General features: G+C 31.4%; 10 protein-coding genes. 1 reads left to right on the forward strand and 9 read right to left on the reverse strand.

Going from position 1 to position 13,556, the window contains the following annotated elements; genetic code table 11:
• Positions 1–19 precede the first annotated feature (19 nt).
• The 3 genes from B5S50_RS03570 to B5S50_RS03580 form a co-directional block, all read right to left on the reverse strand.
• Positions 20–1,180, reverse strand: coding sequence for an ABC transporter permease subunit (locus B5S50_RS03570; protein WP_217303125.1), 1,161 nt, complete (start codon positions 1,178–1,180; stop codon positions 20–22).
• Entirely contained in the window at positions 1,173–2,108 is a 936-nt protein-coding gene (locus B5S50_RS03575; protein ID WP_217303764.1) for an ABC transporter ATP-binding protein, read from the reverse strand. The genes B5S50_RS03570 and B5S50_RS03575 overlap by 8 nt, the downstream gene beginning before the upstream one ends.
• A gap of 368 nt (positions 2,109–2,476) precedes the next feature.
• On the reverse strand, positions 2,477–2,626 hold the full coding sequence (locus B5S50_RS03580; RefSeq protein ID WP_154104936.1) for a hypothetical protein: 150 nt from the start codon (positions 2,624–2,626) through the stop codon (positions 2,477–2,479).
• 408 nt (positions 2,627–3,034) lie between these two features.
• Here B5S50_RS03580 and B5S50_RS03585 point away from each other — a divergent pair, with 408 nt between their 5' ends.
• Positions 3,035–4,330, forward strand: a complete 1,296-nt coding sequence (locus B5S50_RS03585; protein WP_217303126.1) for an IS110 family transposase — start codon at positions 3,035–3,037, stop codon at positions 4,328–4,330.
• Positions 4,331–4,465: 135 nt separating this feature from the next.
• Here B5S50_RS03585 and B5S50_RS03590 read toward each other — a convergent pair whose 3' ends face one another.
• The 6 genes from B5S50_RS03590 to B5S50_RS03615 all read right to left on the reverse strand — a co-directional run bounded on the left by B5S50_RS03590 (position 4,466) and on the right by B5S50_RS03615 (position 13,309).
• Positions 4,466–4,894, reverse strand: coding sequence for a hypothetical protein (locus B5S50_RS03590; protein WP_254306697.1), 429 nt, complete (start codon positions 4,892–4,894; stop codon positions 4,466–4,468).
• 339 nt (positions 4,895–5,233) lie between these two features.
• On the reverse strand, positions 5,234–5,554 hold the full coding sequence (locus tag B5S50_RS03595; RefSeq protein ID WP_065077262.1) for a TfoX/Sxy family protein: 321 nt from the start codon (positions 5,552–5,554) through the stop codon (positions 5,234–5,236).
• 64 nt (positions 5,555–5,618) lie between these two features.
• Positions 5,619–6,146 (reverse strand): flavodoxin domain-containing protein, encoded by a 528-nt coding sequence (locus B5S50_RS03600; protein WP_217303766.1) that lies wholly within the window; start codon positions 6,144–6,146, stop codon positions 5,619–5,621.
• 288 nt (positions 6,147–6,434) lie between these two features.
• On the reverse strand, positions 6,435–9,524 hold the full coding sequence (locus tag B5S50_RS03605; protein WP_217303127.1) for a type I restriction endonuclease subunit R: 3,090 nt from the start codon (positions 9,522–9,524) through the stop codon (positions 6,435–6,437).
• Between the two features lie 15 nt (positions 9,525–9,539).
• Positions 9,540–10,733, reverse strand: a complete 1,194-nt coding sequence (locus tag B5S50_RS03610) for a restriction endonuclease subunit S (protein WP_065077264.1) — start codon at positions 10,731–10,733, stop codon at positions 9,540–9,542.
• Complete coding sequence (locus B5S50_RS03615; RefSeq protein ID WP_217303128.1) at positions 10,733–13,309, reverse strand: type I restriction-modification system subunit M; 2,577 nt, start codon at positions 13,307–13,309, stop codon at positions 10,733–10,735. The genes B5S50_RS03610 and B5S50_RS03615 overlap by 1 nt, the downstream gene beginning before the upstream one ends.
• Between the last annotated feature and the right edge of the window lie 247 nt (positions 13,310–13,556).

Raw genomic sequence — 13,556 nt, forward strand, 5'->3', positions numbered from 1 at the left:
ATACATATTTAGAAAACAGCTAATCAAGATCTCTCTTTCCAAAAACATAAGTACTTAAAAACATCATAACTAAAGTCCACAGAAGACATACAATCAAAACAAAACACACATTTATACTACTAGCAAGTTTTAAAGAAATATCTCCGGATAAGGTACCCAAACTATCAACTATATATGGGATAGGTAAAAACTTTACAAAAACGCCATATTTAGCTGCTGCAAGATATTTACCTGAAAAACAAAAGAGGTACCAAAATTGTGTTCCTGCAATTAGTATGAAGCTTGCAAGCGATGAAATAAGTGAATTCCTGCAAATAGTTGATCTAAACATAATTATTGATATAATAGCTATTGAAATAACTATTAAAATTAATATAAGTTGAAGAATTACACTCCAAGCAGGAATTATTGACATACTTCCACTTACGTACTTCATTTGAGAAGCCACTGGACTTAAAGGTAGTGATTTATCTAAAACATATTTTGCACCTACATCAAAAGGCAATCTATAATCTGAAAAGCCTAAGTGAATTCCAGCTTCCACTATAAATATTATAGTACTTATAATTATAGTGCCTGCACTTAAAATCACTGAAACAATAAACTTGGATGTTATGATTTTTTTTCTTGAAATAGGTTTAGTAATTAAAGCCTTAATTGTATTAGGTGAATATTCCCCTGATACTATATCAGATGACAATACAATAGGAATAATCAAAAAAAGCAATACAAAATATTGTAAAATATCTATAGCTGCATACATTCCCTTTGGTGCTAACTCACTTTTTTCTATATTGTGTTCTTTTTCATATTTCAATTGAAGTATTTTGTATTCATTTTTAGGATTATTTCCTTTTTCCAATTTTTCAATTTGTTTATCTAATTTTGATTTATCATAGTTATTTATTTGATTTAGCATGTCTTCTTTGTCATCTATTTCTTTTTGGGTCTCCAATATATCTCTAGAAATATCTGCCTTTTTAAATTCAGTATCAGCTTTAGTTTTGTCTATCTTTAGACTGTTAAGAAGAACTTTATCTTTTTGAATTTGTACTTCTACAGTATCTATTTTTGAGATTCTCATTAATCCAAAAGCTATTGTAACAATGAGAATGACAATAAGCGCAATTTTCTTTTTCATCATAACTCTTTTAAGTTCCTGCCATATATATTTACTCATCACTATCTTCCCCCATCATCTTTATAAATTTATCTTCTAAATTTTGCTTTACTTCAAAGAAACCTTCTATTTTTATTCCAGCCTCATGTAAATTTTTTAATATATCAAAAATATCATGTAACTCAGTATTTATTAAAATTGAAATACCATTATTTTCTACTTTTAATAATTTTACATCAGGTATATTTTGAATAATTTCTGATGATTTTTCTGGGAAATTAGTTTTTATAAACATATTTTTTTCACTGCTAGCCTTTTCTTTATCACCTATTTCCTGAATATTAATAATTTTTCCGTCATCTATAAATACAATTTTTGTACATATATTTTCTATTTCACTTAAGATATGTGAAGATATAAAAACACTTACTCCTTTTTCTTTAGCTAAAGTGTTTATAGTATTTTTAAGTTCAAAAACTCCCATGGGATCCAGTCCATTTGTAGGCTCATCTAGTATTAGTAATGATATATTTCCCATCAGTGCTTCTGCAAGTCCCAGTCTTTGTTTCATCCCTAGAGAATATTTTTTTACCTTTTCATCAATTTTTTCACCTAAATTAGATGATTTTACAGCACCTTCTATTTGATCTTTTGTTACATCTTTAAGTACGCTTGATATATAATTTAGGTTTTGCCTTCCTGTCATATATCCATACATCACTGGTGTTTCCACTACTGATCCAACATTTTTTAAAGCTTCTTCTCTTTCAGTTTTAAGATTTTTTCCACAGATTATAACTTCACCTTCATCGGGAAACAACATGCTTGTTATAATCTTAATTAATGTGGTCTTGCCTGCCCCGTTTCTTCCTACAAAACCACATATCTCGCCCTTATTTATAGAAAAATTAACATCAGTTAATACCTGCTTTTTACCTCTCTTTTTAGAAATGTTTTTTAATTCTAAAACTTTCTCCGCCATTTTCATCATCCTCTTTTAATATATTTTATTTGCTACCAATATTTACAATTATAAAAGGTAAAAATATATTAAAAGTATATTAAAAATAAAGAAAAAATAAATTTATTACAAAAGGGCCCTACCTAAATATGGATATTAGTCAATTAATTTATGTCTTATTATTGGATTATTTGTTAGGTAATTTTTTGATATTTTCTCAGTATTTTTTCGAAAAAAATAAGACCTGCCGTCATAAGCATGTCTTGATTCTAATTGAATTTTCTTAGTTTCAATTCTCTTTTTACTCATAAAATTATCCTTCCAAATTTAATTTTTTTAGATACTTTAAAGATTCCAACTGGTCATTCGGGTAACCTTCCAAAATAAAAGCACCTTTATAATTGAAGATTATTATAACAAGCAATTGTATGAAAATCTTGTAAGTTAGGATTTTCTAATTCGCACTCCATTCTATTCCAACCAACCGATTGACGTAAATCTGCTAAATTCGAAACTGATATTTTCTCATTTATCCGATAATCCATTGCCTATCCCCCTTGTATAATGTAGTCATAACATTCAATAGAAAACTATCTATATTATTTATGAACATTACAACTCAATTTTCTCTTATTATTCTTAATTTCTATTACCCGATAGGGTTTGTATTTCTACTCTATAACTTAGTTTTCTATTTTTCCCTAACGGGAAGTCAAACTAGTAAATATTGATGTATAATATCTCATGAATAGAAGATAGATGTGATCCCCCTGGGAAGTGACTCTACCGAGTCATTATTACCCGTGAAATAGCGTATCATTCCATCAGTGAGAATTCTGTGTTTAGCTGGTTAGGTTTCCCTTTGGGAATTACCTGTGTCACAAACAAGGTTACAAAATTACTGATAGAAATGGAATATCTATTCTATCTCATAAACAAAGGAGATATTATATATGAGTAAATTTTTTTATAGACCAACAGTTGGAATTGATGTATCAGCAGACTTCTCAGTAGTTGCTATACTATCACCTGACGGTGAAATTTATAGAAAGCCTTTTAAGATTATGCATAATAGAAATGGTTTTGATTACCTAGTAGATCAAATAAAAAAAGTGGAAGAAGAGTTTAACATGAAAACGGCAATTTTCATGGAATCTACTGGTGTATACCACCTTACTCTTTTCCACTTTCTTAAAGATACATTTGAAACATGCATCCTTAATCCACTCATTACTAATTGTAACAAAAATGTGGATATAAGAAAAGTGAAAAATGATAAAAAAGATGCTCTAACCATTGCTACTATAGGTAAATTTCAAAATGTCAAATATTCTTCTAATTTTGATATTGAAATTTACACTTTAAAATCCCTTTGTAGAGATTACTATAAATTTACTGATAGTAAATCTACATTTAAGAAAAAGCTTTCTACTGATTTAAGAGTTATATTTCCTAGTTATAACTCTGTTTTTTCAGACATTACTGGTAAAACATCAATTGCTATTCTAAAAAAGTATTCTAGTCCTGAATCAATTATGAATGCTGATAGAAATGAACTTATTAACTTCATTTCAACTAATTCTAGAAAAGGACTAGCCCATAGTGAAAAAATTTATAAAAAGCTATATGATGCTGCTGAAGAAGCTGTTTACATTGGTCTTAAATCACCTAGTTTATTTGTAAAAATAATTAATACAATTGCTATAATAGAATCATTAGAAATTCAAATTGAAAATCTATTAAAAGAAATACATCTATTACTAAGTAGCAATAGGATTTCTGATGAATTTAAAAAAAATGTACAATTACTTTACTCAATACCAGGTGTTGGCGAATTAACTTCCATCACAATAATGAGTGAAATTGGCAATATTAAAGGCTTCGTTAAGCCTAAGCACTTAGTTGCTTATTTTGGTTTAGATCCTTCTGTTAGTCAATCTGGTAAGTTTAATAGTGACAAAAATGTTATGTCTAAACGAGGTACCAGAATAGGCCGAAGAGCCTTATACGCTGTCGCGTTAGCATCCATACGTAAAAATAGAAACGGTGAACCAATAAATAAAGTTCTGCTTAATTTCTATACTGAGAATATGAAAGGTAAAAGCAAAAAAGTAGGCTTAGTAGCAATAATGCATAAGTTAATTAACTACATATTCTCTGTTCTTAAAAATCAAAAAAAGTATGAACTACGTGATCCTAAAATACATACAAAAATGTATCTTAATAAGCAATCTAAATCAGCAGCCTAACGGCTAAAATAATTAGGAGTCAATTTCCATTGTTCGTACTTTTCAATGGATTTTTTGTGATGCCTATTTTTATTAATAAAATTTTTTATAAAAAATTATTGACTTTTACTAGCTGGTCTATAATTTAATGTAATTCTAATTTTTTAATTCAATTGTTTGTATCTTTCCATCAAGATTTATGGTGACTTTTATTACTTCGTCTTTATCCTCCGTTGCTCCACCTGTACTACTTGATGTCATAGTATAAGTTCTTTTCCTTGGAGAGTTTTGCCCTATACTTCCACCTCCAGCACTACTTTTATACGATATTTGCAGATGTTTTACCGAAGATAAGTCAGATATATTTTTCTTATAGGTTACTGTAAATGTGTCGTTAGAATTACCTTCATAATGTAGCTTGTCATCTTTCTTAGTAAATGTGTATATAGAATTCACCTTATATTGGACAGTCCAAAATTCATTTTCTCCTTTATAAGTGTAGTTGTGTTTAATTACGTCTTTATTTGAACAACCTGCAACCATAAACAACATTATAGTGATTAAAATTATGGCTATTTTTCTCACACTATACTCCCCCACTCTTTTTTATAATTAATGAACAATATTCTGACACTATGAAAAGTTATTTTCATAGCCTTAAACTATTGAATTATATTATTTCATCAACACATCTTAAAAATGAAAGATATATGAATAACACAAGAAATAAATCATTGTTATATATGATAACTATCTACTAGGATTGTACTTAAGATTATTCTATTTTATGAGGAGTGTATCAGCATCAGATATGGCTATATTGGTGATATCCTTTCTAATGGCAGTTTCATCAACAAAAGATTTAGAGGAATAATTCTAAGTTATATAAATCTACTATTTATATAACTACCTTAAATTTAAAAATCACTTTTTCTTTTTTACTTTTGGATAAGAAAGTTCTTCATACATCTCTGTTATCAGTTTGTATAATAACTCTTTGTTATCAACATTGTGAACCAAAAGCATTGGTTTTGCACCATCATATGGCAATTCCTCTGTTCCCCCTAACATCAACTGTTTGCTGGATTTAGTTATCTTAACCAAAAAACGGTCATCATATATTCCTCCAAAAATTTTCCCCTGAAAATATAATATATATTCCCCCATCATTTTTCTATAGGAAATATTATTCAGTGTATCTAACTGTCCAATGATAAAATCTAAATACTCTTGACTAGAAGCCATATCCTATTTCCTCCAGTTATTTTTAAATTTACAATCTAAAAAAGAACAAGAACTTATTAATATATTACGAATTAATATAAGTTATTATGTTTTGTATATTTTTCTTATTTGTATAATCTACTGGTTTATCATATATAGAAAGCATACCTATTTCATCAGACGATAAATCTTCCTGCTTTTTATTTTTTATTTTCCATTTCAATAGTGTCATAAGAAATTTATCAAAAATATTTAGTTTACTATAATTAAATCCACCTCTTAAATAGAAAAATTTGATAGACTTTTGTTGATCTGTAGTAAAGTTTTTATTTCTAACTTCAGTTATCACTTCATCTCTTGAAGGTGATGCCCCTGTGGCAAAAACTACAATCTTTTTATTTCTTAATTTATTAAAGTTTTTTGTGATTAAATTTATGCCAATAATGCCTACTGCATACAAACTACCACCATAAATTATGGTATCATATTTAGCCAGCATATTAATATTAACATTTGCTGCATCAAAAATATCTGCTGATAATTCTTTTGAAATCCACTCTGCATATTTCTTTGTAAAACCTGTTTTTGATTTATATATTACTACTATTTTCATACTTATATACATTTCCTATCTCTCTTATGTATTATATAAATTCCCAGTTTTAATATTATAGCCTAATATTTATATAACATACCATATTATTAAATTTTAAAAAAGCATTCATATATTTGAATTCAATAACTTTAGTTGATTATTTTATGAGGAGTGTATCAGCATCAGATATGGCTATATTTATGATATCCTTTCTAATGGCAGTTTCATCAACGAGATATTTAGCGAAATAATTTCCTACTTCTTTAACCTATAGGTATCGTATATACTCCCTGATATACATTAGCTTTAATCATACTTTTCTTTCGTCTCAGCTATCAACTCTGGCAATTTATGCGTTAATTTCATCATATGTTTTAACTTATTACCTGCTGATTTATCCTCTGCCGCATCATAGTTAACATTTTGGGTTAGTTCATCTCTATAAGGTATCCTCTTAGGTTCTGCCACTGAAAAGGCATTTACAGATTTGAAAAGCCATTCTCTATCAATTCCCCATCTGTCCGCTAAATCATTAACATCGGCTTTTAATTTATTCTGTTTCCAAATATCAAAGGCCTCATCAAAATTTAAGTTGTAGGGCAAATTTCCAGTTATTAATTCAGTATCTACAAACTCCTTCAATAGATGTGCTTTACTATCTTCACCCATATCACTCAGTTCTTGAATTTGCTCATAAATTATACGCCGTGTTTCCCCATCTACTGTTTGCATACCATCCACATTGCTCACCTTGGAGCCAATCAATTCAAGTATATGTGATGCATCAATTACTTGTGTACCTGCTAACTTTGTTTTTCCAATAAGAGGTTTAACAATGCTTGGTATAGGATCACCTGTCCCACCTTTACCTATCAAATTTTTATACGCACCTCTATATTTTAACCAGGTATGCTCCTCAATACCAAAAGTACTATCCTCCCATTTATATTGATAATATTGTTCCACTAAATTGAATTGTTCATATGCATCTTTAAATGCAGTAATAAACTTATCTTTCTCTTCTTTCACATCTTTTATTATTTGCCACTGCGAAGGATCTTTAAGTGACTTAACCATTTTCAACGCATTTATCTTGAATTTTTCAACCGCTGCCTTATATGTATCAACGATTGCTTTGCTATTGCTGCCTCCACTACCATATAATTTCAACGCAATTGTTACTGCTTCTTTTGTAAGCCCTGGATACTGAAAGTTAACAATTGTTCCAAATTCTTTATCCCTTCCAAATACACGATTTGTACGGGAATATGCCTGGATTAAGTCCTGTAGTTCCAGTTTTCTATCAACATACAGCGTATTCAATCGTTTAGAGTCATATCCTGTGAGTAATTGCTTTGCAACAATCACAAGGTCTATATTCTTTTTATTACGTCCACTTCCACCACGGGCTGCACGTTCCACTATATCTTCAAAATATGCATTCTCACCATGCTTTTTATCACCGGCAATAAATTCAATACCTGTAAACTCAGAGTAATCCTTAAACATTCCTTCAATGATTTTTGATGAAATATTATAAGTATCACTATCATTTTCATTTCCAAAACTGAAGGTCATGGCAATATTTAGTTTTTTCCCACGTTCATCTAATTGCTTCTTAAATTCATCATAGAAAGCTACTACCCGCCTTTTGTACTCAACTGTTAAAATAGCATTAAATTTTCTTTCTTTAGACTGATTCTCCCAGTTATTTAATATTTCCTCAACAACTCTTGGAATATGTGTTTCATCTTGATAGGTTAAAATGTTTCTTTTTTTAGCCTGCCTTTCCACTTCTGTTTCAGACAATGCTTGTACCTTCCGTTCAAGCTCTCTATCTGAAAGCTCCGGGTGCCCTTCTTTCATTTTTTCTACTAACTGTTCTCTTAAATCTTCATAACTTTTAAATTCACCAGTATTGATATAATCCACATAAAACCCTAAAACATTCCCATCTGAAATTGCCTCGTCAATGGTATATTCATGAAGTTTCGGTCCAAATAACTTTTCCGTAGTGTTAATTACTTCACTTTTCTCATTTATTTTACCTTTAACATTATTTTCATCAAATAAAGGTGTTCCCGTAAAACCATAGAAAAGACCATTTTTTCTAAAATAATTTTTAATTGTCCCCATCATCTGACCCATTGTTGTTCGATGAGCTTCATCTACAATAAATACAATTCTTTTATCTGCCACTGTATTGTCCTTAGCTTCTTCTAATTCCTTTACAAGTGCATTAAGTTTAAATGTTGTTGTAACTATAATTCCTGACTTCTGTGATTTAAGCTGCTTTTTTAATTGATAGGTATGTTTGGTGTCATCCACAGTTACTGGTTCATAAGCTGCATATGCCTTAAAATTATCGCTAGTAGTCCTATCTAGTTCTCGTCTATCAACTAAAAATACTACCTTATCAAACCCTGCGCGGGTAGATAAAAACAAGGCTGTCTTAAAACTAGTAATTGTTTTTCCAGAACCAGTTGTATGCCAAACAAAGCCTCCATGGGGTATACCATTATTATCCCATCCAAAAGCAGCACCTTCCACAGCTTGCAATGCGTAAACCTGATATGGTCGCATTAGCATATGCTTCCTGTTTTCCTCTTCTTTCGCCTCATCAATTACCAGGTAATCTCCAACCATTTGATGTGCCATAGGTATCATTAAGAAATGTTGAATCACTTTTTTCCAATCATTTATCGGTTTATTCTTTTTATCTGCCCAATGAAAAACAAAGGATGGATTAAAAGCATCAACAGACTTTGGTGTCGCAAAATAACGAGTTTCAATCTCTGTAGTAATTACCATCATCTGTGAGAATGCCATGAAGTTATTGCAGTATTCACCATCCCTATAGTACCTCTTAAACTGTTCATAGGCTTCATCTAACGACTTATCCGTGCGTTTTTGTTCTATATTAATTAGTGGTAAGCCATTAATTAGTAATACTATATCAAATCGATTATCACCCGGAGTTACTACCTCTCTTGCAATACGGTAACTTGAGTCACCGCCTCTTACCTCTGCCTTTTTGAATATAGTTAAAGTAATCTGTTTCCTGGTTACTTTTGGATTATCATCACGATAAATCCCGTCAATTTTTCCTTTAGCTTCTTCAATTGACAATATTTTAGCAGCTTCATAGCTATTGCTGATTTGACCTACCTTAGTCATTACCTGTGCAAATTCATTATCTGTTAACTCTACACCTTCAAGTTGATCCGCATTTATACGATTTAACTCGCCTCTCCAATGATTAATCAGATCAGATACCGTTACTTTCTTCTTATTTCCATTTAGGTAATCTGGAGCCTTCCATTTGTATTTTACTAGTTCTTTCACAAAATTCTCCTGAAAAGTCCTTTCAGAAGAATTTTTAGATGCATTACTCATGATTTACGCTCCTCTCTAAATAAACATTTCATTTAGGTATGCTTTCTTTATATTTTGAAGTTTTTCGAGCTTACGCTGATGAAGGGTGATAAGGTTGTCAATGTGAGCAAAATAGTTTCCAAGTTGTTTCCGTTCTATTTCGCTCACTGGAAATTTTAATCTCAACTCACTCAATTCACTGGCTTTAATTAGTGGTTGACCAGTACCAAAAGATAGGTTTTTTAAATTATATTTAGAAAGTGCATAATAAATAAAATCCAAGTTGCTTCCCTGCAAGAACACCGTATTATCACTTATTTTCACATTTCCAGAATACTTATACAAATCACCAGCATTCACACCAACACGAGCAGTTAATACAAAATCACCGGAATAATCATATTTCTCATTATAGCTTATCACAGATGTTGAACCCAAAACAGCATAAGGAGTTATATCTGATTTTTGAACACCCGAAGCAAATTTACTTTTTCCTGTTCCAATAGTTGCAACTTCTTCACCTAGCTTACGCTGTTCCCAATCGTCCGTAAAACCAGCAAATCTTAGTTTTGGCTTACGCTCACCTTCAGCAGGAAACATATCCTTAAGATATGCTTTTTTTAATGCTTTCATCTTATCTAACTTACACTGATGAAGGGCTATAAGGTTGTCGAGTTCTGAAAGTAATTCACCTATTTTCAATTGTTCTTCTACTTTTGGCAAGCATATATCAAGATTTTTTATAAGTTCAGCGTTATAACTTTGTTGCTTTGTCCCCTGAGTGAATCTAATACCATAGTCTTCTCCTACCATCTTATACCATTGAAATAAGAACTGCGTACTTAGCAATTTCTTATTAGGAAATACCGCCATACAGGACTGATTCAATGTTGTATCAATACCAAGAATTCCACAGTTACCACGAGTTCCAGCAGCCTCTAGTCCAGTTATTGCCATAACAAAGGTGTTTTTAGGAACAATACGTAAATTTGCGTCATCCTGGCCAGCGGACGTTATTTTTTCACTTGTCATTATGACAACCGAGCGATTTAATTCTCCGCTTGATAACCAGTTGATATTGCCATTCCAAAAGTCATCTCGGAATCGCGATGGAGTTTGTCCATTATATAATCCATCTATCACATCTCCTAACTTACGCTGTTCCCAAACTTCAGCATTTTCGAACTCTTTAAATCGTCTTTTCGGTACATTTTTCTCATTTTCGCTCATTATTTCACCACCAATTCATCCTTAAGTGCTTCAAACTCACCCATCAAGCTATCTATCTCCGTATCTATCTCTGACAGTGTATTTGCATAACGTTCCTCAAGCATTTGTAAAGTGTTTAATTCTGCTTTCAATGGAATTTGTACTAAACTCACCATTTTTTCAGCAGTACTTTCAAACCATTTTTTATACATTAAATTATCTATTTCATCATTCGTTAATACTAAAATACGTTCCTGCACTGCATCCTTAAGCTCTTTTTCTTCAGATTTGATAGCTTTAGCAAGTGAAGATTTTTTATTTATTAATGTTTCAACCTTTTTTAGTAACTCATATTCTTCTGAAGCTTTTTCAGCTTTCTTTAACTCTGCCTTCAATAATTTATTGTCAAAAGCATCACCTGGTTCATCCTCCTCGTTCTTTTTCAAAGCATCATATAAAGCATTATTTTCTACACTATCTTCAACCTTTGCAGCTTCTACCAAATCAGCTAATTCTGTCTCTATCCTTTGAATGGAATCTCTTTTATTTTCAATTGCCTCTAATTCTGCATGATAAAGTTCCTTTGCAATCAAACCACTCGGAATAATACTTCCAACCCATCCATCTTGTTCCTCTCGTTTATTACTTCCTGAACCTTTTGTTATCATATTAGGTTCACGGGTACGGCCTATATTATAAAATCCACCACTTGCAATAAGTTCTGTATCATGGGTTAATGCATCTTTCCAAATTTCCGCTATTATCTGATATCCATCATATACATCAATATACTTATAATCGGACAAAATTTTCTTGATGCTATCAAGCATTTCTTCCATAAGATTTACTAGATCAGTATATTTATCAACATTTCGTAAGACATCCCAATACTTCCCTATATAATCCTTTGTTTTTGTCCTGATTTCATCTGACATAGTAATAATATGGGCATCATTTAAAATCTCGTTTGTTAGTTCACTTACTGGCTTTGTAAGACTCACATATCCAGGACGAATTGTTTCAAAGCAGTGATTCAAGACATCAGGAACAAGTGCTTGTAATACTGTTAAATCGTCTATATTGTTCTGTGGGATTCCTCCTAGCAAATGAGCATCCACATCATGGCTAATTTCCGTATCGATAGCTTCAACGTAACGAGGTATATTCATATTGTATTCATTTTTCTTGATGTTTTCCCGTGTTGCAAGGTGACTATATCCAGGTATCTCCGCCTTTTCCATGTACGCATCTACTATTTTTGCAATGTCTTTTTCCTGAAGTACATTTTGCTTTCCTACTTTAATAAAATTATTTGATGCATCAATAATAAGTACTGGAGCATCAATTTTACGATTCTTTTTTAATATTATAATCACAACTGGAATTCCTGTATTTGTAAACAGATTATTTGGTAAACCTATAATTGCATCAATATAATTCTTATCTAGTAATCTTTTACGGATTTCCCCCTCAGAAGATCCACGAAATAAGACCCCATGTGGTAATACAATTGCCATAGTTCCATTTGTTCCTAGGTGATATAATCCATGCAGCAAAAATGCAAAATCACCTTTTGAATCTGGTGGTAAAGTACCTGCTATTTCAAAACGGGGGTCGCTTACTTTTAATCCCGCTTTATTCCAGTTCTTTGCTGAATAAGGTGGATTCATAACAACCGCATCAAATTGCACTCCTTCATTAGGATTTGCTGGATCTTCTGGCCAATCATTGGAAAGAGTATCACCATTTTTAATGGTCATTTTTTCCGGACGCACTCCATGAAGAAGAAGATTCATACGGGTCAAATTATAGGTTGCTGTATTCTTTTCCTGACCATAGTAATCCAAATCTCTTTGCACATTCTTGTCCAGGTGCTTTTTAACTGTCAAAAGTAAGGAGCCTGACCCAACTGTTGGATCATATATTGATTTAATTTCTGAGGATTTTGCGACTATCTGAGCCATAACTTCACTAACTTGGTGCGGTGTATAAAATTCCCCAGCCTTCTTTCCAGACTCCATTGCAAACTGACCAATCAAATACTCATAGGCATCTCCAAGCACATCACCTTTTTGCAGAGCCACCATGTTAAGATCCGCAAATAATAGTATCAGTGCTTTAATATTTTTACTTCTTTCATTTAAATTGCTGCCTAAAGCTGTGTCTGTAAGATCAAGAGTGGAACTAGAGAAAAGCCCCTTAAAGTCACTTGCATCATCGGATACAGCTATTGTTCTTTCAAAATTATTAAGGCTATCTGAAACCTTTTGGACTTCAAAATTTCCTGAATTAATATCTTTAATCCATGTTTGATAAAGATATTCTGGAGATACATAATACCCCAAAACATCTTGTATCATTTTTTCAAGGTCATCTCCATATTCAAGCTTGTCCTTAGCATACTCACTAACCAACTCATCTTCTGATAATTGACCTTTTCCTGCAGCATCTCTATATTTCTCCAAAGTTTTATCACTTAAAAACTTATAGAACATGAGTCCAAGCATATAATCCTTATAGCGGCTTGCATCCATGGAACCTCTTAATTCATTTGCTCCATCCCATAATCTTCTTTTAATCTCTTCCGATGTAATCATCATTATGCCTCCGATTCTTAAATTCTACTATTTAATCAACTAAGTACGAACGCCATACATTAATACCTATATTATTCTAAAAACATAACACTCATATATCTCTTTATGTTAAGTTTACCACAAATCAAAGCAATAAAAAGAGTCCTTCTTAACATATTATCAATACTTTAAAAGTCCTATAATTCTTTATTTAATTTTCATATACCAATTAATATTTAATTAATAAATATATCTTTATACCTGGTAA

This window comes from Clostridium sp. 001 (assembly GCF_019056555.1).
GTDB classification, from domain to species: domain Bacteria; phylum Bacillota; class Clostridia; order Clostridiales; family Clostridiaceae; genus Clostridium_B; species Clostridium_B ragsdalei.

Coding starts and splice junctions, on each gene's coding strand:
- B5S50_RS03615 (WP_217303128.1), bottom strand. CDS start 13,309: ATGATTACATCGGAAGAGATTAAAAGAAGATTATGGGATGGAGCAAAT.
- B5S50_RS03570 (WP_217303125.1), bottom strand. CDS start 1,180: ATGAGTAAATATATATGGCAGGAACTTAAAAGAGTTATGATGAAAAAG.
- B5S50_RS03595 (WP_065077262.1), bottom strand. CDS start 5,554: ATGGCTTCTAGTCAAGAGTATTTAGATTTTATCATTGGACAGTTAGAT.
- B5S50_RS03585 (WP_217303126.1), top strand. CDS start 3,035: ATGAGTAAATTTTTTTATAGACCAACAGTTGGAATTGATGTATCAGCA.
- B5S50_RS03605 (WP_217303127.1), bottom strand. CDS start 9,524: ATGAGTAATGCATCTAAAAATTCTTCTGAAAGGACTTTTCAGGAGAAT.
- B5S50_RS03575 (WP_217303764.1), bottom strand. CDS start 2,108: ATGAAAATGGCGGAGAAAGTTTTAGAATTAAAAAACATTTCTAAAAAG.
- B5S50_RS03610 (WP_065077264.1), bottom strand. CDS start 10,733: ATGAGCGAAAATGAGAAAAATGTACCGAAAAGACGATTTAAAGAGTTC.
- B5S50_RS03580 (WP_154104936.1), bottom strand. CDS start 2,626: ATGGATTATCGGATAAATGAGAAAATATCAGTTTCGAATTTAGCAGAT.
- B5S50_RS03600 (WP_217303766.1), bottom strand. CDS start 6,146: ATGAAAATAGTAGTAATATATAAATCAAAAACAGGTTTTACAAAGAAA.